Origin of the sequence: Nitratireductor rhodophyticola, from assembly GCF_019891355.1 — a bacterium.
GTDB lineage: Bacteria > Pseudomonadota > Alphaproteobacteria > Rhizobiales > Rhizobiaceae > Nitratireductor > Nitratireductor rhodophyticola.
Map to the genome: position 1 here is coordinate 151,344 of NZ_JAHSSF010000005.1, position 22,360 is coordinate 173,703.

The following is a 22,360-nucleotide window of genomic DNA, read 5'->3' on the forward strand; positions in this document are numbered from 1 at the left end:
AGATTTCAAAGACTTAGCGCGTCGACTGCTCGAAGCGGCGCAGGAGCTCATTGCCGCGGCTCACGGCCTCGTCGAGCGCCGCTTTGGCGTCCTTCTGGCCCTGCCAGACGGCTTCCAGTTCCTCGTCGATGATGGCGCGTATCTGGTCGAAATTGCCCAGGCGAATGCCCTTGGAGTTTTCCGTCGGAGCCTTGCCGGTCATCTGCAGGATAGCGACGTCGGTGCCAGGGTTCTCGTTGTAGAAGCCCTGCTCCTTGGTCAGCTCATAGGCAGCCGTGGTGATCGGCAGATAGCCGGTGTCCTGGTGCCACTGAGCCTGCACTTCAGCGCTGGACAGGTAATTCAGGAACGCGGCAACGCCGGCATATTCCTCGGCCTCATGGCCCGACATGACCCACAGCGAAGCGCCACCGATGATGGTGTTGTAGGGCGCGCCTTCCGCATCCGGCCAGTAAGGCAGGTTGGTCACGGTGAAGGGGAAGTCGGCCTCGGCCTTCACGCCGGCGTAACCGGCCGACGATTCGGTGAACATGGCGCACTCGCCCGAGCGGAAACGCGCACCGCCCTCATTGCGGCGGCCCGAATAGCTGAAGAGGCCTTCCTTGGCCCATTCGCCCATCTTGTCGATGTGCTTCACCTGCAGGTCGCCATTGAAGGCAAGCTCGGTGTTGGTGCCGGCAAACCCGTTGGCTTCGGTGGCGAAGGGCACATTGTGGTAGGCGCTCAGATTCTCGAGATGAACCCATGACTGCCAGGCCGTCGTCAGCGGGCATTCAGAGCCGGCTTCCTTGAGCTTGACGAGGATTTCCTCAACCTCCGGCCAGGTGGCAGGCTTCGTCTCGGGATCGAGACCGGCTTCCTCCAGTGCATTCTTGTTGATGTAGAGAACAGGCGTCGAGGAGTTGTAGGGCAGCGACAGCATTTCGCCGTCGGTGTTGGTGTAGTAGCCGGCAACCGGAGCAAGGTAGGCGCTCGGATCGAACGCGGCCTCAGCCTCGGCCATCACTTCATAGACCGGCTTGATCGCGCCCTTGGCAGCCATCATCGTGGCCGTGCCGACCTCGAACACCTGCAGAATGTGCGGCTGCTCGCCGGCGCGGAAGGCGGCGATGCCGGCATTCAGGGCTTCCGAGTAGTTGCCTTTGAGCGTGGCAACGACTTCATAGTCATCCTGACTGGCGTTGAAATCCGAGACCTGCTTTTCCAGAAGTTCACCAAGACGACCGGTAAAGGCATGCCAGAACTGGACCTGGGTCTGCGCCTGTGCGACGCCGATCATTGCCGGAAGCGCCACAGTCAACGCTGTGGCTGCGGAAAGCATTGCGCGAAGTTTCATGTTTCATCTCCCTGTAGCGTCGAACGCCGGTTTAGGACCGGTCTCTATTGGTCGGCTATTGTTACGGTTGGATGACAGCATCTGCAGAATGCATTGTCCATACCTTTTCCGTTATGGAAATTTCATGCTGGGATCATGTTTTGACGCGGTTGGCCTTGTCTACAGCGGTCCTATACAAGGGCAGGGATCGAATCGGTTCAGGGCTTGAGGGACAATGGCAATCATAGCGCGTCTGGCAGCGGGTGCGATTACGCTGTTCGCACGCTTCATCACCGCCGTGCGGGCCGACTGGGAGGGCATTGAGCCAGTCCCGCGGCAACGGGTCTATTTTGCCAACCATGTCAGCCACGGCGACTTTATCCTGCTGTGGACAGTTCTGCCTGCCCGCATGCGCCGGCAAACCCGACCGGTGGCCGGCGCAGACTACTGGCTGAAATCCCCCACGCGCCGTTTCATCGGCCGAGACGTATTCAATGCAGTGCTGATCGACAGGAACCGCGACACGCGCGCAAGCGATCCCATAGGGCAGATGGCCGACGCGCTCGATGGAGGCGCTTCCCTCATCATCTTTCCCGAAGGCACGCGCAATGAAACCGATGCCGCTCTTCTTCCTTTCAAGAGCGGAATCTTTCATCTCGCAAAAGCGCGGCCCGACGTGGATTTCGTGCCGGTCTGGATCGACAATCTGAACCGCGTCATGCCCAAGGGAGAGTTCGTTCCCGTGCCGCTTATCTGCACGGTTACCTTCGGTGCGCCGTTGCGTGTCGGCAAAGACGAAACCAAGGACGCTTTCCTCACCCGCGCGCGCAACGCGCTCTTATCCCTGTCCGGCGTCAAACAAGGGAACGCGTGATGACCGAGCACCAGATCGATCTTCTGAAACTGCTCGGCGGACTTGCCGCCGTTCTCGTTGCCGCCTCGCTTGTGGGACATCTCCTCCAGCGCAGGCTTTCACCCGACGGGTCCAATGCCGTCATCGAAAACCTCAACGACCGGGTAAACGCCTGGTGGGTGATGATCATCCTGATGGGCGGTGCGCTGCTCTTCGGCCGGATGGGTGCGATCCTTCTCTTCGGCTTCGCCTCTTTCGCTGCCTTACGCGAATTCGTGACGCTGACCGACACGCGGCGCGGCGATCACTGGGCGCTCGCTTCCGCCTTCTTCCTCGTGCTGCCGCTTCAATACTATCTCGTCTATATCGACTGGTATGGGCTCTATTCGATCCTCGTGCCGGTCTACGCATTTCTCCTGATGCCCATCGTCTCGGCACTGCGGGGCGATACGGATCATTTCCTTGTGCGGGTGGCGGAAGTGCAATGGGCGCTGATGATCTGCGTCTTCTGCGTTTCCCATGTGCCGGCACTGCTCACGCTGCAGATCCCCGGCTATGAAGGGCGCAACCTGCTCCTGATCGCCTTCCTGGTGGTCGTCGTGCAGTCGAGCGACGTGCTGCAATATGTTTGGGGCAAGCTCATCGGACGCACCAAAATCGCGCCGAAGCTCTCTCCATCGAAGACGGTGGAGGGGTTTGTCGGCGGTGCGCTGAGCGCCACACTCGTCGGTGCGGCCCTCTTCTGGATGACACCGTTCACCCCGGTTCAGGCGGGACTGCTGTCCTTTGTCATCGTGCTCATGGGCTTTTTCGGCGGGCTCGTCATGTCGGCCATCAAGCGCGACCGTGGCGTGAAGGACTGGGGACACCTGATCGCCGGCCATGGCGGCTTCATCGATCGGCTGGATTCGGTGATCTTCTCGGCCCCCATCTTCTTTCACCTCGTGCGCTACTGGTGGTCTCTTACATGAAAACGGCGCTGGCCCGGCTGGCGAAAAGCAGCGCCGTGCACATGGGTTTTGCCTTTCTCGCCATGGGCGCGTGGGCGGTGTTTGCCAACCGGGGGTATGCAATGCCCGGCCCATTGCTGGCGGGCGTCGTTCAGGGAAGCCTCTCCGCCTGCATAACCCTTTTCCTCAAGCGGTTCATCGAAACGCTGGTGGCGCGCCATGAGGGGCTTTCCGGCCTCGTTCTGCCTCCGCTCTACGCAGGCCTCACCTCGCTGACCCTTCTCTACGCCATTCACAGCCTTGCCGGGACGCCCGAAATTCTGGCAACGATCACCGTACCGTTGACGGTCGCAACATCTTATGCGGCCCTCTATACCTACACCCTATGGAGTGCCCGACCGTGAGCGAGACCGAAAACCGCCGCCCATTGGCCAGCCGCGACACCGGCTGGGCCCACACCGTGACACGCTGGCTGGCCGCGACCTCCATCACACCCAACCAGATCTCCATGGCGAGCATGGGGTTTGCAGCGCTCGCCGGCCTCGCCTTCTGGCAGACGGGCGAGACCGATGGCGCGGCCAGGCTGGCGTTCCTTTTTCTGGGCGGCCTTTTTGTGCAATGCCGCCTCCTGTGCAACCTCTTCGATGGAATGGTGGCCGTGGAGGCGGGCAAGGGTTCGCCGGATGGCGCCTTCTGGAACGAATTCCCCGACCGTGTGGCCGATATCGCGATCCTCGTCGGCGTGGGTTATGGCGTGGGTCTACCGGCGCTCGGCTGGGCCGCCGCCGGCTTCGCCGTTCTCACCGCCTATGTGCGTGAGCTTGGACGCGCCTGTGGCCGAGAGGCAGACTTTTCCGGTCCCATGGCCAAGCCGCATCGCATGACTGCAATCACGGCCGCTGCGGCACTTTCGCTGTTCGAACCGTTGTGGAGCGGGCACGGCGTGGTGCTGACAGTGGCGCTCTGGATCGTTGCCCTTGGCGCCGCATTGACCGCCCTGCGGCGGTCGGTACGGCTGGTGAAGGCGCTCAGGGGCTAGAGCTGGGCGTTCATGAGGCCAGTCCCGGCAACACGGCTTTCACGCCAGCGACGATCATCTCGACCGCGATGGCGAGCAGGATCATGCCCATGAGCCGCGTGGTGATGACGCGCATGGTCTCGCTCAACACGCGTCCGATCCCGGATGCGAAGAAGAGGACGACGAACAGGATCGCAAGAATGACGGCAACCACGGCGCCAATGGCCAGGGTCGCCTCAAACCCGCCGGCGTGTCCCGTGTAGATGATCAGCGTTGCGATGGTGCCGGGGCCGACGATCATCGGAAAGGTGATCGGATAGAATGCGAGCCCCGACAGATCGCCCATGTGATCCTTTTCCCGGTCGGTGCCATGGTGGGAAGAGAAGCCGCTCCCGTTCAGCATCGACCAGGCGATGTGGGCGAGAACGACGCCGCCGGCAACACGAAACTCGTCCACCGTTATGCCGAAAAAGCTGATGATTGCCTGCCCCGCGAACAGGATAACCGCGCACATGATGGCCGAGAATACAGCGATCCTGAACGCCAGAACCCTCTGCTGCTGCACCGTGAAGCCCGCCGTCAGGGCCAGAAAGACCGGCAGGTTCACGAATGGGTTCATGATGGCGAAAAAAGCGCCGAACGCCTTGGTCAGTTCCGTATAGTCCATGCCCCTCCCCAGACCTCGTTCGCACGCCATTGCCGCGAATGGCGGGCGCGACTCAGCACACTGCGGGGCAGTATGGCATCAACCTTTCGCGGGAGCGACGCCCGGAGCACCTGATTTGTAATCAGCCGGCTTTTGCATCCCGCTGGAATATCCAGTCATGATCCGGGTGGTTCGCGAAGCGCCATTTGCGCAAGGGACCGGCCATCACGTTGAGATAATACATCTCATAGCCATAGGGCGCGCCGCAGGGATGGTGCCCCTTCGGCACCAGAACCACATCGTGGTCGCTGACGGCCATGGTCTCGTCCAGTCCGCCATCCTCGGTGAACACCCGCTGGAAGCCGAAGCCCTGAGCCGGGTTGAGCCGGTGATAATAGGTCTCTTCCAGATAGGTCATGTTCGGGAAATCGTCCTCGTCATGACGGTGCGGCGGATAGGACGACCAGTTGCCCTGCGGGGTGTAGACCTCGGTGACGAGCAGGCTGTCGGCCACGTCGCGGCCTTCCATGGCGATGTTGTGAATGAAGCGCGTGTTGGCGCCCCTGCCACGCTCTTCAAGATTGATGCCGGCGGGACCGATGACCTGCGCCTCATGGCCGCCCCTGCCGGGCGCGGTGCAGACGGCGAGCGTGCAGTCGGTGGTCGCCCTGGCCTGCCATTCGGCGCCATTGGGGATGTAGACCGCGTGGGGCGGCAGACGCTCGAAGACATTCATGCGCTCGCCAAGCTCGCCAAACGCCCTGCCTGCGCCGGAAATCTCCGCCTTGCCCTCGACCAGAACGAGAATGACCTCGCGGTCCCCGGTCGCCTCGGAGGCCGTTTCACCGGCTTTCAGACGGTAGAGACCGAAGCCGACATAACCCCAGCCCGCCGATTTCGGCGTGATGTCGTGCACCTTGCCGGTGGTGCCTGCGGGTTTGACCAGAAGATCGGACACGGTGCTTACCTCATTCGTTTTCGGTGTCGCCGGGTGTAAAGGTGTAGAGCAGCGACCAGGCCGCATAGACACCCGCGGCGGTGAACAGAATGCCCCAGAACGGCGCGCCGGAGACAAACTCGAAAAGCCCCCAGCCAAGACAGACCGCCACCACGACCACCCGCCGCCAGAGAGGCCGGAAGAAGGGGTGGCGGGGGTCGAGAAAATTCATGCGGCATCATCCCGGACAAGACCGGCTGCATGCGCTGCCTGCCTGAGCGCCTTCAGCCCCATGGACTGATATGTCACCGGATCGGCCTTGAGCGGGTCCTGTTCGGCTTCGATGACAAGCCAGCCATCATAACCCTTCCGGGCAAGCACGCTCAGGACCGGCTCGAACGCTATGCCGCCCTCCGGATCGCCTGGAACGGTGAAGACACCGCGCCGCACACCGGCAAGGAAGGAGAGTTTCTCCTTCTCCACTTCCCTGCGAACTGCCGGGCGGACATTCTTGGCATGGAAATGGGACACCCGGTCGCCATAGGTCTCGGCGAGTTCCACCGGGTCGGACCCGCCAAACCAGGCATGGCCGGTATCGAGCAGGAGACGCGTTGCCGGACCGGTGCCATCCATCAGGCGGCCGATCTCCTCGCGGTTTTCGACCACGGTTCCCATATGGTGATGATAGACCAGTGCAATGCCCTGCCCCGCACAGTATTCGGCAATCGCCTCCACACCGGCACAGAAGGCCGGCCAGCGATGATCCTCAAGACGGGGACGGTCTGCGAGCGCCACGGCGTCGTCGCCATGAACGGCGTTCGACGTCTCGCAGACGATGCACACTTTGCAGCCATTCGCTTTCAGCATGTCGAGATGCGGCTGGATCGCCTTCTTCTCGGTCTCGATGTCGTTGACCAGCAGATTGAGCGAATGCCAGCCGGAAACGAAGACGAGGCCGTGCCCGGCCAGAATCGCTTTCAGCGTCTCGCCATCCGAGGGCATTTTGTGCCCCTTTTCGATGCCGTCGAAGCCGATGGACCCCGCCTCGGCCAGACACTGTTCGAGGGAAATATGCGCGCCGAGGGTCTGGTCGTCATCGTTTGACCAGGCGATGGGATTGGTGCCGAAGCGGATCATTCAGGTTCTTTCTTTCAACGCATTTTCATAGGCTTTGCGGGCAGCATTGACCTCTTGCCGGTCCGAGACCTCGGGCACGGCGACATCCCACCAGTAGCCGCCGGCTTCAGTGGTGGGATAGGGGTCCGTATCGATCACGACGACAAAGGGACCTTTCGCGGCACGCGCCTCGGCAAGGGCCGTCTCGAGCTCCGCTATGGACCCGGCCTTGCGCGCATCCGCCCCCATGGAAGCGGCATGAGCGACGAAGTCGATATGCGACGGATTCACATGGTGCGTATGGTCGAGCAGATTGTTGAACTCGGCTCCGCCGGTGCCCATCTGCAGTCGGTTGATGCAGCCGAAGCCGCGATTGTCGGTGATGACAACGGTGATCTTGACGCCCATCGAAACGGCAGTGGCGAGCTCCGAATTCATCATCATGTAGGAGCCATCGCCAACCATCACCACCACATCGCGGTCAGGCTCGGCCATCTTGATGCCCAGCCCGCCGGCGATCTCATAGCCCATGCAGGAATAGCCATATTCCATGTGATAGGAGCCGGGGCGCCCGGCCTTCCACAGCTTGTGCAGCTCACCGGGCATGGTGCCGGCCGCGCACATGACCACCGTATTCTCGCGCGCCGCACGCTGCACCGCGCCGATGACCTGCATGTCGGTGGGATGTGCGTTTTCGTCCACCGCAGGTGCTTCCGTCACCGCATCGGCGGCCCTGAACCAGTCTTCCTTCAGCGCCGGCGCCGGTGCCTCCGCCTTCCAGCTACCGAGCCCTTCGGAAAGAAGTTTCAGGCCCACATCGGCATCGGCGATCAGCGCCTGCGCATCGTGCTTGGTTCCGTCATGGGGCTGGACGTTGAGTGCGAGGATGCGGCGTTTTTTCCTGAACAGCGCCCAGGAGCCGGTGGTGAAATCCTGAAACCGCGTGCCGACACCGAAAACAAGATCCGCCTCTTCGCAGATTGCATTGGCGCTGGCCGAACCCGTGACCCCGACCGGGCCAAGATTGAGCGGATGATCCCAGGGGAGTGCGGACTTTCCCGCCTGCGTTTCCACGACCGGGATGGCGTGTTTTTCCGCGAAGGCTTTCAGCGTAGCACACGCATCGGCATAGTGAACGCCACCGCCCGCAACGATAACCGGTCGGCTTGCCGCACGAATGGCTTCGATGGCATCGGCCAGTTCGTTCTCGTCTGGCCGGGGTCTGCGCCGTCGCCAGATGCGTTCGTCGAAAAAACTCTCCGGCCAATCGTAGGCCTCGGCCTGCACATCCTGGCAGAAGGCCAGCGTGACCGGGCCACAATCGGCCGGATCGGTCATGACGCGGAAGGCGCGCGGCAACGCGGTCAGAAGCTGCTCAGGCCGGGTGATACGGTCGAAATAGCGCGAAACAGGCCTGAAACAGTCATTGGCGCTCACCGTGCCATCGCCAAAATCTTCCACCTGCTGCAACACCGGATCGGGACCCCGATTGGCAAAGACATCGCCCGGCATCAGAAGCACGGGCAGGCGGTTCACATGGGCGAGCGCTGCCGCCGTCACCATGTTCGTCGCACCAGGACCGATGGACGAGGTGACGGCCATGGCACGCCGCCGGCCAAGCTGCTTCGCATAAGCGATCGCCGCATGGGCCATGGACTGCTCATTGTGCCCGCGATAGGTGGTGAGCGTGTCGCGCGCCGCATGGAGCGCCTCGCCTATGCCGGCCACATTGCCGTGGCCGAAGATCGCCCACATGCCGGCTATGAAGGTCTCGCCATCCTCGTTCTTCTGGGCGGCGATATAGCGGATCGCCGCCTGTGCGGCCGTCAGCCTGACTGTCTTCATGCCGCCTCTCCCTTTCGTGCCCGTGCGCGCGCCCGGTCCCAGACAGCGCAGAGGTTTGCATAATTCTCCGTCATTTCCGCGATGGCCGTCCGGTCATCGATCGCGCCGGAGAGCCAGCGCCGCGCCGCATCCGCAAAGATCGTGCGCCCGACGGCAAAACCCTTGACCAGATCGAAGGAAGCGGCAACCGCAAAACTGTCTTCAAGTTCCTTTGCCGGCGCATCAAGTCCAAGCACGACAATACCGCGTGTGTATGGGTCGTTGCGTCTGATTGCATCGCAGGCGTTCTGCCAAGCCGCGCGCGATGTCATCGGTTCCAGCTTCCACCAGTCGGGGAAAACGCCGATCTCGTAAAAGCGTTCAATGACCCTGGCCGCCGTGTCATCGTCGCAGGCCGCGACCTTGGACGGTATGATCTCGAGCAGCATCTCCAGCCGGTTGCGGCGGCTTGCGGCGAAAAGGCGCCTGACGGTGGCTTCCTGCTCTTCCCGCATCTTCGGCTCATCATCCGGGTGGTAGAAGCACAGAACCTTGACGACGTTTTCCAGAGGCCACTCGCCAAGGCCGCCGTAATCCGGCCCTATGGCAGGCTCCAGCGTGAGCGGGCGCGAGCCCGGCCATTCGACCGGACGGCCGATCCACAGCCCTGACCCCGAGGCGGCGTAGAGCGCATCCCGGCCAAGCCGGCCATCGCACAGTATTCCGTATCCATGACGACCGTCGGCCACCGCCTTCGCCGCCGCAAGGCACAGTTTCTTGAAGTCTCCAATGCGCTCGTGAGGGACGCCCGCCTCGTCGGCCATCGCCTCCAGTTGCATGCGGTGATCGAAGGCGAAAACGCGCATCTCCGACCAGTCGCCATGCCGCGTCGTCGCCCAGTGCACCTGCTCGAGCGATGTGTCTTTGCGCAGCGCCGTCTCGCGGATGCCAGTGCGGAAGAAATGCTTCAGCTCCTCGAAGGAGGGATACGCCGGCGTGCAGCCGTGACGGGAGACCGCGAAGGCGCCGCAGGCGTTGGCGTATTTCAGCGCGGTCTGCCAGTTCTCACCCGAGAGCCAGCCCTTGAGAAGGCCGGACATGAAACCGTCGCCCGCGCCAAGCACGTTGAACACCTCGATCGGGAACCCTTCGCCCGCTTCACCCTCGTCAAGCGTGCCGGGAATTGCGCCTGTAAAGGCGGACGCGCCCATCGGCCCCCTTTTGCAGACAAGAACGGCGTCGGTCAGCGCGCGCACGGTCCTCAGTGCCTCCATCGTGTCGGTCGAACCGCCGGCAATGTGGAATTCCTCTTCCGTGCCGACGATCAGATCGAACAAGGGTAGAGTGGATTGCAGCTTGGCGGTGACGCGTCCGGATTCGATGAAGCGGCTTTCGCCTGCCCCGTGTCCGGCAAGTCCCCAGAGGTTGGGGCGATAGTCAATGTCGAGCGCTGTCAGCGCGCCATGTTCGCGGGCGAGCCGCAGCGCCTTCAGAACGGCAGCCTCGGTGCGCGGATGAGAGAGATGTGTGCCGGTCGCACAGACACAGCGTGCCTCGCCAATGAAAGCCGGATCAATGTCTTCTTCGCCAAGCGCCATGTCGGCGCAATTTTCCCGATAGAAGATCAGCGGAAACTGCTCCTGATCGCGGATGCCGAGAAGCACAAGTGCGGTCAGGCGCTCGGGGTCGGTGACGACGCCGCGCGTGTCCACGCCCTCGCGCTGGAGTTCCTCGCGGATGAAGCGTCCCATATGCTCGTCGCCGACGCGCGTGATCAGTGCCGATTTGAGGCCGAGCCGCGCCGTACCGGCAGCAATATTGGTCGGCGAACCACCTATATATTTGTTGAAGGAGCCCATGTCCTCCAGCCGGCCACCGACTTGCGCGCCATAAAGATCGACCGAGGACCGGCCGATGGTGATGAGGTCGAGGGACTTCATCGCTGTCTCCTCCATGCGTTCCTGCTGCGCTGCGCTCCCGCCCGGCAACAGGGGCGATGGTTTGCCGGGAACGGCATTCCATCGATCTCGATAATGGAAGATATGTTCTATTTTTATCGCAAAATCAACATCAGAATTCCATTTTACTGCGCGGTGGCTCCAACGGCGACCACGAGGGCCACCGCAAGGGAGAGCGTTGCGGAAAGCGACCGGAAGTCACCGAAATCGGCCTCGGTAACCGTCAGCATGAGAGGCGTTATGGGCCGAAGCGGGCTGGCAATAGCGTCTGTTATGGCGATTACTTCGGCACCGGCAGCCCGTGCAGCCTCGGCCAGTTCGACGGTCTCGGGCGTGTAGGGTGCAAACGTGATGGCGATGACTGCGTCGCCCTTGCGGATGGCATGACGATTGTCGAGCCGGCCGACATGGTCGTGGATCATCGTCGGCACGTTCATCTTCTCGAAGGCATAGGCGAAATAGGCCGCGACGGAAAAGGCGCGGCGTAAGCCGACGATGTGCACCATGTTTGCCTGCGAAAGCGCCCGGATGGACGCATCGAGCGTATCCGGATCGATGGTTTTGGCCAGGCTTTCGAGCGAAAGGCGCCCCGCTTCGATGAACTCGGCAAGGAGCGCCGAGGCACTGCCGGCCCCGCTCTCTCTCAGCTTTTCGAGCCGCGTTGGATAATCAGGCCAGTTCTGTGCATAGGAATCGCGGAAAAGACGCTGCATCTGCGAGAAGCCGGAGAAACCGAGCACCTGGCAGAACCGCATGAAAGCCGATGGCTTGACCCCGGCGCCCTCCGCCATTTCCGCCACGGTCGACACCGCGATGCGGTCGGGATTTGCCGCCACATAGTCGGCGCACTGCTTCAAGCGCTTGGGCAGGCCGTCTGAAACCTCCAGCATTCGGTCGAGCAATTCCTCGATGGTCTGCGGTGCGGAAAGCTCTGACATGCCAATTCTCTCTTTCTTTCGCTTGACAGCGTGACTTCAACAATCTTACGCAATTGGAATAAAAATTCCAGTGGTAGAGGATAATTTCCATGCGCGATATCGGCGTCGGCCTCATCGGGACGGGTTTCATGGGCAAGGCTCACGCACTCGCCTTTCGAGCCGCAAGGGCGGTGCTGGGAGACGTGCCGACCGCACGACTGGAAATTCTGTGTGACACGCCCGCAGAGCGCGCCGAACAGATGGCGGCGCAATTCGGTTTCGCACGCGCCACGGATGACTGGCGCGCGCTGGTGAGCGACCCGGCCGTGGAGATCGTTTCCATCACCACGCCCAATCGCATGCATTGCGAGATGGCGCTGGCAGCCATTGAAGCCGGCAAACATGTTTACTGCGAGAAGCCAATGGGCCTGACCCTGGACGAGGCCCGCTCGATGGCTGAAGCGGCCGGCAGGGCCGGCGTGAAAACCATGGTCGGCTACAATTACATCAAGAATCCGGCTTTCGAGCACGCCCGCGAACTGATTGCCAGGGATGCCATCGGAACGCCGGTGCATTTTCGCGGGTTTGTGGACGAGGATTATCAGGCCGATCCGGAACTCGCATGGACATGGCGGGCGCGCATCGATGAGGCGGGACTCGGTGCCCTGGGCGACCTTGGCTGCCACCTTGTGTCCATGGCTTACGGGCTGATGGGGCCGGTGGAAAGCCTGATCGCCGACATGCAGACGATCCACGAAACACGCCCCATACCCGATGGAAGCGGGCGTGGAACGGTGGAAAATGAAGACGTCGCTTCGGCACTGGTGCGCTTTGCGAACGGTGCGCAGGGTGTGCTTTCCACCTCACGCTCCGCCTGGGGCCGGAAAAACAGGCTCGGCTTCGAGGTGCACGGCACCAAAGGCATGATCGCTTTCGAGCAGGAACGCATGAACGAACTGCAGCTTTACCAAAACGAGGGTCCGGTCGCTGAACAGGGCTTTCGGACGATCCTCACCGGGCCAGCGCACGGGGCCTACGCGGCATTCTGCCCTGCACCCGGTCATCAACTGGGCTTCAACGAGCTCAAGGTGCTGGAGGCGGGCGCGTTCCTGCGTGAAATCGCCGGCGGCGAGAAGGTCGGTCCCGACTTCGCGGATGCGCTGGAATTCGAAAAGGTAATCCACGCCATCGCCGCTTCAGCGCGCGAGGGGCGGCGTGTGACGGTGCAGGGGTAGGCGCGCGACCTCGCCATGCCGCACCGATCCGGTGAAAGGATTTGACCGCGATCAAGGAAACGAAGGCTTCTCTGCTTGATCTTTGCAAAAGCAGGACCAGAATCACATCATAGGGTGATGGAGAACGAAAGGATCCAGCATGACCACAGCTTCTGATCTCTCTCCCAAGTTCCGTCATGTGCGGCTTGAGCTCGCCCGGGAGAAGGGACACCCCATGGGCGACCATGATGAGGGCTACGATCTCCTGGTCCCGCTCGATGTCGAGGGGCATCTCGACGCGGCTGAATGGAAAAAACATCAGGCGCAGTGTCGCGTGCGTCGCTTTGAGCCGCACGCGGAAGACAAGATCGGCCGCCTGCGCCGCAAGCCGGGCGGGCAATGGTATTTCGACTATGAGGAGGGAGAACGCGACGACGAGATCGGCTTTCGCCTCGGCGAAGAACGATTTCGGCAGGGCGAATATATCTCGATCTCCCGGCAGGGGCAGATGCACACGTTTCAGGTAAAACTCGTAGAGCGGCTTTAGGGTCAGTCGCTAGAACCGGAAGAAAGAATCCTGCAGGGCCGAGTTGGAGTATTCGACGGCCCGGCCTTCGCCATCCACCACCACGCGCTGGACCCTGAGCAGCGGAGAGGCCTCTGGGATCGACAGTGCCGCGGCCTCTTCTTCCGACGCCGACAGAAGCGAAACGTGTTCGCGTGCAAGGAAGATCTCGCCCCCAAGCGCCGCACGCAACATGGTGTAGAGCGAGGTATCTGCCAGCGTGGCGATATCCAGCTTCCCGGCCAGACGGGCCGGCAGGAGCGAGGTCTGATGAACGACTGGACGACCTTCCAGAAGACGCACCCGGCGAATTTCGAACACCTCGCTTCCGAGCGGGACAGAAAGAGCGTGGGCGATGGAGAGCCCCGCCTCGACATGCCCCGTCGAGATGAGGCGCGTTGACGGGCGAAAGCCGGCCTCGCGCGCGGCTGTGGGAAAATCCATCAGCTTTTCACCGCTGCGCCCGATGGCGCGTTCACGGTAGACGGTGCTGCGCCCCTGCCCCTTGGAGACAAAACCCTCGCGCTGGAGCAGCTCCAGCGCCTGCCGCACCGTGCGCCGCGAGACGGCATAGGCAGACGCCAGTGCATGTTCGGAGGGAAGCGGATCGCCATTGCGCCACAGACCGCCGGTCAGCTCGCGGATGAGCCGGCTGGCGAGACGCTGATAGGCGCGGTCCGCTCCCATGCACTCAGGCCGTCCTGCCGCCGATGTTTCGCACCAGCACCGCGCCGATGATGATGAGGCCGGTGAAGATGTCCTGCAGGTAGTTCGGCACGCCGAGAATGGTGAGACCGTTGGCGACCACGGCGATGATCGCCGCCCCCAGAAGCGTGCCGAGCGCATTGGCCTGCCCGTCACGGAAGGCGGTCATGCCGAGGAACACAGCCGCATAGGCCTGAAGCAGGAAACCGTTGCCGCCGGTCGGATGGGCGCTGCCAAGGCGCGCGGTAAGAAGCAGGCCGGCAAGGGCGGCAAAAAGCGTGCAGAGGCCGAAGGCCCACACACTGTTTGGCACGATGCGCACGCCGGTGAGCCGTGCCGCCTCCCGGTTGCCGCCAATGGCGAGGATACGGCGGCCAAGCTCCGTGTGGTCGAGGATGAAGGCCGCAAACAGGGTGGCCGCGAGCGCCCAGAGCGTGAGAACGGGAATACCGGCGAGATAGCCGCGCCCCAGATCGCGGAAGCCCACCGGAATGTTTCCGAACAGCGTTGCGCCATCGCTGATCCAATAGGTGATGCCGCCCACAATCGTCCCCATGGCAAGCGTGACGATGAAGCTCGGCATGCGATAGGTGGCGATGGCGAGCCCGCTGACCGCGCCAACGGCAAAGCCTGCAATGAGCGTGACCAGCATGACCGGCACAATGCCCCAGCCGGCGCCGAACAGCGTGACGGAAACGATGCCTGCCATGGAAACCACCGCGCCGACCGAAAGATCGAACTCCGACAGCGACATGACGAAGGTGGCGCCCAGCGCAACGATGGCGAGCAGCGACATCTGCTGCGTGATGTTGATGAGGTTCGAGCCCTTGGCGAATGCCTCCGGCGAGAGCGCGGCAAAGAGGGCGATGATGGCCAGAAGGCCGATCAGGGTTCCGTAGCGGGCGGAAAAGCTCAAACTCGTGTCTCCGGCTTTGATGGCTGAGGCGGCGCGTGGAACGTGGCGTCGATGACGGACTGGCGCGTGACGGCGCTGTTGGGCGCATCGAGCGTGACGGCCCCCTGCGCCATGACCACGACGCGGCTTGCGAGCATCAGGAGTTCTTCAAGATCGCTGGTGGCGAAGAGAACGGCCGCGCCCTCACCTGCAAGGCGGTTGCACAGGGTGTGGATCTCCGCCTTGGAGCGCACATCCACGCCGCGCGTCGGCTCATCGAGCAAGAACAGTTTCAGCGACGGATCGAACCAGCGGCCGATCATGATCTTCTGCTGGTTGCCGCCCGACAGGGTGGAGATGCGGTCGCCAAGGCCGCCATATTTGACGCTGAGCCCTTCAAGCGCGGAGCGAATGCCCGCCCGCGCCCGCCGCCACGAGACAACGGGCAAGGAACCGACGGCGCGATGGTGATCGAGATGCGGCAGGACGGCATTGTCGAGAATGGAGTGATGCATGACGAGACCGGTGTTGCGCCGGTCTTCGCAGACATAGGCAACGCCGGCGCGTTTGCGGCTCTCAATGCCCGAGGCCGGGAGCGGCGCACCTTCAAGCGCGATACCGCCCGCTGCCACACCGCTTGCACCCCAGACGGCTTTCAGGAGGCTGGAGCGACCACTGCCGACCACGCCATAGAGCCCGACGATTTCGCCGGCGCGCACCGTAAGATCGATGGGGGCGCGGACCGGGCTCACGCGGAATCCGGAAAGCTCCAGTACGGGGTCGCCCGGCGCGCGCGCATCGCCATGGCGCTCGTGGCGAAACGCCTCGCCCGCCATGAGCGCGACGATCTCGTCGCGCGAGGTGTCAGCGATCTGCCCGCTGCCGACGGATTGGCCATTGCGCAGCACGGTGTAATCATCGGCCAGCGCGAACACCTCATCGAGCCGGTGCGACACGAAGATGATGGCGCAGCCCTGATCGGCCAGATCGCGCACGATGCGGCGCAGGACGGTCGCCTCCTCCTCGCTGAGCGATGCGGTGGGTTCGTCGAGGATCAACACCCGCGCATCGTCCATCAGCGCGCGCAGAATTTCGACAATCTGGCACTTGGCGACCGAGAGGCGCCCCACCGGGACGTCGATATCAAGATCGAGCCGGTAACGGTCGCGCAGCGCTGCAAAGCGTGTGCGCATCGCCTTCCAGTCGACGCGGCCAAAACGGCGCGGATAGGCGCGGCCCACATAGGCGTTTTCATAGGCCGTGAAGCCCGGGACGAGATTGAGCTCCTGATGCACGGTGCGCAGCCCGGCGGTTTCGGCAGTTCGGGGGCTGGCAGGTTCATAAGCCTTGCCTGAAAGCCTCATCGTTCCTGCATCGGCACGGTGCACGCCCGAAAGGCATTTGAGCAGGGTGGATTTGCCCGCCCCGTTCTCCCCCATAAGGGCATGGACCCGCCCGGCGGCAACATCGAGGCGCACGCCATCGAGCGCCGTGACGCCGCCGAACCGTTTGGTGAGCCCTTCGATCTCAAGCATCGGTGCGGGTTTTACTCGCAGTTTGCGCCGAGCGTTTCGCGGTCGATCACCTTGGCCTCCACGAAGATTTCGCGGGAGGAAGGTTCGCCGCCGCCCAGAACGGTTTCGATCTCACCGACTGCGGCGCTCGCGATGCCCGGAAAATCCTGCCGCACCGTGGCAGCGAGATTGGTGCACTGTTCGATCAGGTCAATCGCCTGCGGGTTGCCGTCAATGCCGGCGATGACGATGTCTGCATCGGGCATGTCGCTCTGTATGGCGAGCAGCGCGCCGACGGCGGGCTCATCCCACGCGGCCCAGACGCCGTCGATCTCCTCGCCATACTGGCGAATGAAAGTTTCCATGGCCTGCCGCGCATTGTCGATGGGCCCCGGCACCTGCACGTAATGCTCGGCGATGACCTCGAAATCCGGATCCTTCTTCAGCGCTTCATCCAGCGCAAGCTCGCGCTGGCGAACGCCGGGATGCGCCGAGTGGAAGAATTTGACGATCTTGCCTTCGCCGCCCAGCGCCTCGAACAGATAGTCCGAGAGGATGGTGCCAAGCGCGAAATTGTCGGTGGTGATGTTGGCGGTCACGCCATCGGCGAGCGCGCCGTCCAGCACGAAAACGGGAATGTTCTTGCCGGCTGCGGCTGTAACCTGATCGCCGATCTGGTTGGGATCGACGCTGACCAGAACGATGGCGTCCGCGCCCGCATTGGTGACGTCCTCGACACGGCTTGCGAGCTGCTGAAAGTCGCCGCGCGTGTCGACCACATTGACCGTCCAGCCCTTCGCCTGCGATTCCTTCGTGAAGGTCTCGACCATTTCGTTGGTGGCGACGGAGCTCAAATAGGGTGTCAGCACCGCGATGTCTTCGGCATTGGCCGCGGTTGCGTGAGCAAGACCGGCCAGTGCGGCTGTGGTGAGAAGCAGGCGTTTCATCATTTCCTCCGATCCGTTGAACGGTTTTCGTTTCTTTCGTTTACGTCAGCAGGCGGGCCTGTTCCCGCGCAAAGCGGGAGGCTGCGAGATAAGCCTCATAGCGGCTGTCGCAGCGTTCGGTATTGGTTGTATCCGGTACAAGAACGGGCGGCGCATCCATGGCGGCAAGCGAGAGACCGGCCTTTGCGGCGATCATGCGCAGTGCGCCAAGCGCCGTCATCTCCTGACTTGCATCGGGAAAGGCGATCTCGCGCTTCAGAACAGCGGCGAGCGTGCGCCGCTGCAGCGCATCGCGGGCCGCACCGCCAATGACGGTGAGCGGCGACGGCGGCAGGCCGGCGGTTTCCAGATTGTGCCGGATGGCGAACGCCACGCCCTCAAGCACGGCGCGCGCCATCGCGCCCTTGCCATGGGTGCGGTCGAGGCCAAGGAATGCGCCGCGCACGCGCTGATCCTCGAAAGGCGCACGTTCGCCCGAGAGATAGGGCAGGAAGAGCGGCGCGGCGCGCGCATCGTCTGCCGTCGCAGCCGCTTCCAGCAGGGCTTCGACATTCTCGCCCGTGATTTCGGCCAGCCAGTCCATGGCAGCGCCCGCCGTCAGAAACGGCGAGATGATGATGGCGCGGTCGGGGTGGACCGGATCGGCAAGCGTGTAGATGTCACGCGGGGGCGCGGCATCCTGCATGGTGAGCGTGGCCGCAACCCAGCCGGTGGTGCCGAGATAGGCGTAGGCGCGTCCCGGCTCGTCAGCGGCGGCGCCCCAGGTGGCGGCTGCGGCATCGCCCGCGCCGTTGAACACGGGGATGCCTTCGCTCAGGCCGAGCTCTGCCGCAGCTTCCGCGCGCAGCGGGCCGACGATTTCATCGGCCGGGAGGATTTCGGGCAGGCGCGACGCTTCGACACCGGCAGCGGCGAGCAGATCGGCATCCCAGCGCCGTGCTGCGATGTTCATCAGGCCGGTGGTGGAGGCGACGGTTGGATCGATGGCTGCGCGGCCGGTCAGCCGGAAGGTGACGGCATCCTTCGCGCCGAAGAAGAAGCGATGTTCGCCCGGAAGACCCGGCGCAAAGCGGTCGAGCCGCATGAGTTTGAAAATCGTGTGGGCCGGGTCCGGGTGATTGCCGACACGCCGTGCATAATCGCCCGGCAGGCGGGCTTGGAGTTCGGCAATCTCGTCTTCATCGAGGCGGCGGTCGGAATAGAGCGCGGCAGGCGCCAGCGCTTCGCCCTCCGGTGACAGAACGATCAGGTTTTGCATGGAGCCCGTGAAGACGAGCGCTTCAATATCTTCTCTGTCCGGCATGTCTGCCAGCGCGGAGACAAGTGCCGCCCACCAGCCGGCGGGGTCCTGCGTCTGCGACCGGTCTGCCCCGGACGCTGTGGCGATGGAAGCCGACCGGACAGCCAGCATCGCGCCATGCTGCGAAAACAGAACGGCTTTCAGGGCCGAAGACCCGATATCAATGGCCAGAACGGTCCGGCTCAAACCAACCTCCCTCTCATGGGATGGACGAATTCAACGTCCACCGTGTCGCCGCGCGCTGGCCTTTTTGCAAGGTCCGTTCCCCGGTTTCGCGCATTGATCCACGAGTGCGGGCCGGAAAACGTGCCATGTCAACAAGAAGGGAGGGTGCGCCGCCATTTCATTTCCCGAAAGGGACAACGACTTCCGAAAATGCGTCAGGTTGCGCGGGTGCCGGCGGGGCTGTGGCCGCAATGGCGGCGAAAGGCAGCGGCAAAGCGGCCAGCATGGGCGTAACCGACGCGGGCGGCGATGGTAGCGACCGGCAGATCGCCATGCTCGAGCAGAAGCCGGGCATGCTCCATGCGGCGCATGGTGAGATAATCATGCGGGGAAAGCCCGGTAAACCGCCGCATGCCCGTCGTGAGCGTGCGCTGGGACACCTCAAGCCGCTCGCATAGTGCCGCTACGGTGAGCGGCAGCGCGGCAGGGTCATCGAGCAGCGCCTTGAAGCTCAGCACATAGTGCGGCAGCGGACCGGCGGCGGCAAGCGCCGAGGGCTCTGCCTCGCGGCAGGGCACATGGGCAAAGAGCGTTTCCAGAACCGCATTGACGAGCGGCATGGGCGATAGCGCCGTGCAGTCGGCGGCCTCGATCTCTTCCGCGACCATGAGCCCGAAAAGGCGCGCCAGCCGCCGCCCGACCGGCGTGTCGAGGTCGATCTCCGGCTTGAAGAAAGGCGTGCGGCGCACCGGGTCGCCCGTATGGCGCTGCCAGGCGCGCTCCACGAAATCGCGCTCCAGCCGCAGCATCACCTGCGTGGTGCCGGGCCGCCAGTTGGAGCGCACGAACGGGCCGGGCGACAGGATCAACCCACGTCCGGGGCGCGATGAAACACGGTCACGCCCGTAGAGAATGTCCACCCCGCCCGAAAGCGGGAACTCCAGCATGTAGAACGTGTCGAAGATGCCGGCCTCGATCTCGATGTCGGGGCCATAGCGCAGGAGGTTGAGGGACGCCCCCTCGCCCGCGACGGCATGGTGCCGGAAGTCGAGCGATGCTTCACCGGACGGCATCAACAGGCGATGCGGCCTGTAGCGCGCGCCGATGGCGGCCTCAGCCTCCGCGACGTCAAGCGAATGCAGGCCGGGCACCCGGCCAAGCCTTTGCGACGCGTCGATGAGATCATTCACCACCATGGCTGCGAGGATAACAGGACGATGGAACCTGTCTAGAAAAAGCTGGGCCGCGAAAGGAACAAGTCGCCTTTCATGCCGCGCGGGATTCGTCGGTTTTCTATTTTATTTTCAATACTCTAACTCATTATCACTTTCGAGACAGGTGTTTGACTTGTCCCGCCCGGCCATGCCTCAATCGGGAAAAGCGAAAAAGGGACGTTGCACGTATGACTGCACCCATGGAACCCAATTCCTTCCGGATCGGCCCTGACGATGAGGGCATGTATGGGATCTTCGGCGGCCGGTTTGTGGCCGAGACGCTGATGCCGCTGATCCTCGATCTGGAAAAGCACTGGAACGAGGCGAAGGACGATCCGGCGTTTCGGGCCGAGCTCGAATATCTCGGTCGTCACTACACGGGCCGTCCCTCGCCGCTCTATTTCGCAGAACGCCTGACCGAACATCTGGGCGGCGCGAAGATCTACTTCAAGCGCGAGGATCTGAACCACACCGGTTCGCACAAGATCAACAATTGCCTCGGCCAGATCCTGCTTGCAAAGCGCATGGGCAAGACCCGCATCATTGCCGAGACCGGCGCCGGCCAGCATGGCGTGGCCTCGGCCACCGTGGCGGCTCGCTTCGGCCTGCCCTGCGTGGTCTATATGGGCGCGACAGACGTGGAGCGGCAGAAGCCGAATGTCTTCCGCATGCATCTTCTGGGCGCCGAGGTGAAGCCGGTTTCTTCCGGCCATGGCACGCTGAAAGACGCCATGAACGAGGCGCTGCGCGACTGGGTGACCAATGTGGAGGACACCTATTACCTGATCGGCACGGCGGCAGGCCCGCACCCCTATCCCGAACTGGTGCGCGATCTCCAGTCGGTGATCGGCACGGAAGCACGCGAGCAGATCCAGGAGCTGGAAGGCCGGCTGCCCGACGCCATCGTGGCGGCCGTGGGCGGCGGCTCGAACGCCATCGGCCTGTTCCATCCCTTCCTCGATGATCGCCAGGTGGCAATCCACGGCGTGGAGGCCGGCGGGCACGGGCTTGCGGGTGACGAGCACTGCGCTTCCATGACGGCTGGCCGTCCGGGCGTGCTGCATGGCAACCGCACCTATCTGTTGCAGAATGATGACGGGCAGATCCTCGACGGGCATTCGGTGTCTGCGGGGCTGGACTATCCCGGCGTCGGGCCGGAGCACAGCTGGCTGAAGGATTCGGGCCGTGTGATCTATTCGCCCATTCTGGACGATGAGGCGATCGAGGCGTTCCAGATGACGACGCGTCTTGAGGGCATCATCCCGGCGCTGGAATCGGCCCATGCGATTGCCCATGCGATCAAGCTGGCACCGACCATGGGCAAGGACCAGATCATGATCGTCAATTTCTCCGGGCGCGGGGACAAGGACGTCCACACCGTCGGGAAGATGCTCGGCATGGAGATGTAAGCCGCAGGATCCGAACCCACAATCTGTCCGAAGAGAAAGCATCCTCCCATGACCACCCGCATTGACCGCCGCTTCGCGCGGCTGAAGGAAGAGAACCGTCCCGCGCTCGTGACCTATTTCATGGGCGGCGACCCGGACTATGAGACATCGCTCTCGATCATGAAGGCGCTGCCCGCGGCCGGCAGCGACGTGATCGAACTGGGCATGCCCTTCTCCGACCCCATGGCCGATGGCCCGGCCATCCAGGCCGCCGGCCTGCGCGCGCTCAAAAGCGGGCAGACGCTGGCGAAAACACTCCAGATGGCGCGCGACTTCCGTGAAGACGACGATGACACGCCCATCGTGATGATGGGCTATTACAACCCGATCTACATCTATGGCGTGGACCGCTTCCTCTCCGATGCGAAGGAAGCGGGCATTGACGGGCTGATCATCGTCGACCTGCCGCCGGAGATGGATCAGGAGCTTTGTGTTCCGGCGATCAAGGCGGGGCTGAACTTCATTCGTCTGGCCACGCCAACGACGGATGAAGAGCGCCTCCCAAAGGTGCTGGAGAACACGTCGGGCTTCGTCTATTACGTGTCGATGACGGGTGTGACGGGCTCGGCGCTGCCGGACACGAACAATGTTTCGGCTGCGGTTTCGCGCATCGAGGAACACACGGACCTGCCGATCTGCGTCGGCTTCGGCGTGAAGACGGCGCGTCAGGCCAAGGCGATTGGCGAGGCGGCGGACGGTGTTGTGGTCGGCAGCGCCATCGTTGCGGCCATCGCCCAGTGCTACGACGCCGACGGCAAGCGGATCGAAGACCCCGCAGAGGCCGTCGCAACCCTTGTGAAGGGGCTGGCGGACGGGGTGCGTTCTCGCCAGATGGCTTAACGGTTTTGCCGATCTGATG

22 protein-coding genes are annotated in these 22,360 nt (G+C 63.1%); 8 read left to right on the forward strand and 14 right to left on the reverse strand.

What is annotated here, in order from left to right:
- Window positions 1–13 precede the first annotated feature (13 nt).
- Window positions 14–1,336, reverse strand: a complete 1,323-nt coding sequence (gene ugpB / locus KUG85_RS19140; protein WP_065818011.1) for a sn-glycerol-3-phosphate ABC transporter substrate-binding protein UgpB — start codon at window positions 1,334–1,336, stop codon at window positions 14–16.
- A gap of 214 nt (window positions 1,337–1,550) precedes the next feature.
- On the opposite strand from ugpB, the gene KUG85_RS19145 reads away from it, so the two are divergent.
- From KUG85_RS19145 to KUG85_RS19160, 4 genes are read left to right on the forward strand one after another with little or no spacing between them, the layout of a single operon-like run.
- The gene (locus KUG85_RS19145; RefSeq protein ID WP_223006383.1) at window positions 1,551–2,189 is read left to right on the forward strand and encodes a lysophospholipid acyltransferase family protein; all 639 of its coding nucleotides are present in this window, start codon (window positions 1,551–1,553) and stop codon (window positions 2,187–2,189) included.
- A complete protein-coding gene (locus tag KUG85_RS19150) occupies window positions 2,189–3,139 on the forward strand; it encodes a phosphatidate cytidylyltransferase (RefSeq protein WP_065818013.1) in 951 nt (316 codons plus the stop codon). Before KUG85_RS19145 ends, KUG85_RS19150 begins: the two co-directional genes overlap by 1 nt.
- Window positions 3,136–3,522, forward strand: coding sequence for a hypothetical protein (locus KUG85_RS19155; protein WP_223006384.1), 387 nt, complete (start codon window positions 3,136–3,138; stop codon window positions 3,520–3,522). Before KUG85_RS19150 ends, KUG85_RS19155 begins: the two co-directional genes overlap by 4 nt.
- Window positions 3,519–4,157: a CDP-alcohol phosphatidyltransferase family protein gene (locus tag KUG85_RS19160; protein ID WP_223006385.1), complete on the forward strand. Its 639-nt coding sequence runs from the start codon at window positions 3,519–3,521 to the stop codon at window positions 4,155–4,157. Before KUG85_RS19155 ends, KUG85_RS19160 begins: the two co-directional genes overlap by 4 nt.
- Before the next feature lie 10 nt (window positions 4,158–4,167).
- On the opposite strand, the gene KUG85_RS19165 is transcribed toward KUG85_RS19160, so the two are convergent.
- The 7 genes from KUG85_RS19165 to KUG85_RS19195 form a co-directional block, all read right to left on the reverse strand.
- Window positions 4,168–4,803, reverse strand: coding sequence for a MarC family protein (locus KUG85_RS19165; protein ID WP_223006386.1), 636 nt, complete (start codon window positions 4,801–4,803; stop codon window positions 4,168–4,170).
- A 121-nt stretch (window positions 4,804–4,924) separates the two neighbouring features.
- On the reverse strand, window positions 4,925–5,740 hold the full coding sequence (gene iolB, locus KUG85_RS19170; RefSeq protein WP_223006387.1) for a 5-deoxy-glucuronate isomerase: 816 nt from the start codon (window positions 5,738–5,740) through the stop codon (window positions 4,925–4,927).
- A 10-nt stretch (window positions 5,741–5,750) separates the two neighbouring features.
- A complete protein-coding gene (locus KUG85_RS19175; protein WP_025031640.1) occupies window positions 5,751–5,951 on the reverse strand; it encodes a hypothetical protein in 201 nt (66 codons plus the stop codon).
- Window positions 5,948–6,856, reverse strand: a complete 909-nt coding sequence (gene iolE / locus KUG85_RS19180) for a myo-inosose-2 dehydratase (protein WP_223006388.1) — start codon at window positions 6,854–6,856, stop codon at window positions 5,948–5,950. The genes KUG85_RS19175 and iolE overlap by 4 nt, the downstream gene beginning before the upstream one ends.
- Window positions 6,857–8,680, reverse strand: a complete 1,824-nt coding sequence (iolD, locus tag KUG85_RS19185) for a 3D-(3,5/4)-trihydroxycyclohexane-1,2-dione acylhydrolase (decyclizing) (RefSeq protein ID WP_223006389.1) — start codon at window positions 8,678–8,680, stop codon at window positions 6,857–6,859.
- Window positions 8,677–10,599 carry a bifunctional 5-dehydro-2-deoxygluconokinase/5-dehydro-2-deoxyphosphogluconate aldolase gene (locus KUG85_RS19190; RefSeq protein WP_223006390.1) on the reverse strand — a complete coding sequence of 641 codons (1,923 nt, stop codon included), beginning with the start codon at window positions 10,597–10,599 and terminating at the stop codon, window positions 8,677–8,679. The genes iolD and KUG85_RS19190 overlap by 4 nt, the downstream gene beginning before the upstream one ends.
- 143 nt (window positions 10,600–10,742) lie before the next feature.
- Complete coding sequence (locus KUG85_RS19195; protein WP_065818020.1) at window positions 10,743–11,555, reverse strand: MurR/RpiR family transcriptional regulator; 813 nt, start codon at window positions 11,553–11,555, stop codon at window positions 10,743–10,745.
- 89 nt (window positions 11,556–11,644) lie between these two features.
- Between KUG85_RS19195 and KUG85_RS19200 the strand changes: the two genes are divergently transcribed.
- The gene (locus KUG85_RS19200; RefSeq protein WP_223006391.1) at window positions 11,645–12,769 is read left to right on the forward strand and encodes a Gfo/Idh/MocA family protein; all 1,125 of its coding nucleotides are present in this window, start codon (window positions 11,645–11,647) and stop codon (window positions 12,767–12,769) included.
- Between the two features lie 139 nt (window positions 12,770–12,908).
- Complete coding sequence (locus KUG85_RS19205) at window positions 12,909–13,295, forward strand: hypothetical protein (protein WP_025031636.1); 387 nt, start codon at window positions 12,909–12,911, stop codon at window positions 13,293–13,295.
- Between the two features lie 9 nt (window positions 13,296–13,304).
- On the opposite strand, the gene KUG85_RS19210 is transcribed toward KUG85_RS19205, so the two are convergent.
- The 6 genes from KUG85_RS19210 to KUG85_RS19235 all read right to left on the reverse strand — a co-directional run bounded on the left by KUG85_RS19210 (window position 13,305) and on the right by KUG85_RS19235 (window position 20,035).
- Window positions 13,305–14,000, reverse strand: a complete 696-nt coding sequence (locus tag KUG85_RS19210; protein ID WP_223006392.1) for a GntR family transcriptional regulator — start codon at window positions 13,998–14,000, stop codon at window positions 13,305–13,307.
- Window positions 14,001–14,004: 4 nt separating this feature from the next.
- The gene (locus KUG85_RS19215) at window positions 14,005–14,934 is read right to left on the reverse strand and encodes an ABC transporter permease (protein ID WP_223006393.1); all 930 of its coding nucleotides are present in this window, start codon (window positions 14,932–14,934) and stop codon (window positions 14,005–14,007) included.
- On the reverse strand, window positions 14,931–16,448 hold the full coding sequence (locus KUG85_RS19220) for a sugar ABC transporter ATP-binding protein (RefSeq protein WP_223006394.1): 1,518 nt from the start codon (window positions 16,446–16,448) through the stop codon (window positions 14,931–14,933). The genes KUG85_RS19215 and KUG85_RS19220 overlap by 4 nt, the downstream gene beginning before the upstream one ends.
- An 11-nt stretch (window positions 16,449–16,459) precedes the next feature.
- Window positions 16,460–17,374 (reverse strand): sugar ABC transporter substrate-binding protein, encoded by a 915-nt coding sequence (locus tag KUG85_RS19225; protein WP_255606482.1) that lies wholly within the window; start codon window positions 17,372–17,374, stop codon window positions 16,460–16,462.
- Between the two features lie 40 nt (window positions 17,375–17,414).
- Window positions 17,415–18,860: a xylulokinase gene (locus KUG85_RS19230; RefSeq protein ID WP_223006396.1), complete on the reverse strand. Its 1,446-nt coding sequence runs from the start codon at window positions 18,858–18,860 to the stop codon at window positions 17,415–17,417.
- A gap of 194 nt (window positions 18,861–19,054) precedes the next feature.
- Window positions 19,055–20,035 (reverse strand): helix-turn-helix transcriptional regulator, encoded by a 981-nt coding sequence (locus KUG85_RS19235; RefSeq protein WP_255606483.1) that lies wholly within the window; start codon window positions 20,033–20,035, stop codon window positions 19,055–19,057.
- Between the two features lie 206 nt (window positions 20,036–20,241).
- On the opposite strand from KUG85_RS19235, the gene trpB reads away from it, so the two are divergent.
- Entirely contained in the window at window positions 20,242–21,462 is a 1,221-nt protein-coding gene (gene trpB, locus KUG85_RS19240; RefSeq protein ID WP_223006397.1) for a tryptophan synthase subunit beta, read from the forward strand.
- Window positions 21,463–21,510: 48 nt separating this feature from the next.
- Window positions 21,511–22,341, forward strand: a complete 831-nt coding sequence (gene trpA, locus KUG85_RS19245) for a tryptophan synthase subunit alpha (protein WP_223006398.1) — start codon at window positions 21,511–21,513, stop codon at window positions 22,339–22,341.
- Window positions 22,342–22,360 lie beyond the last annotated feature (19 nt).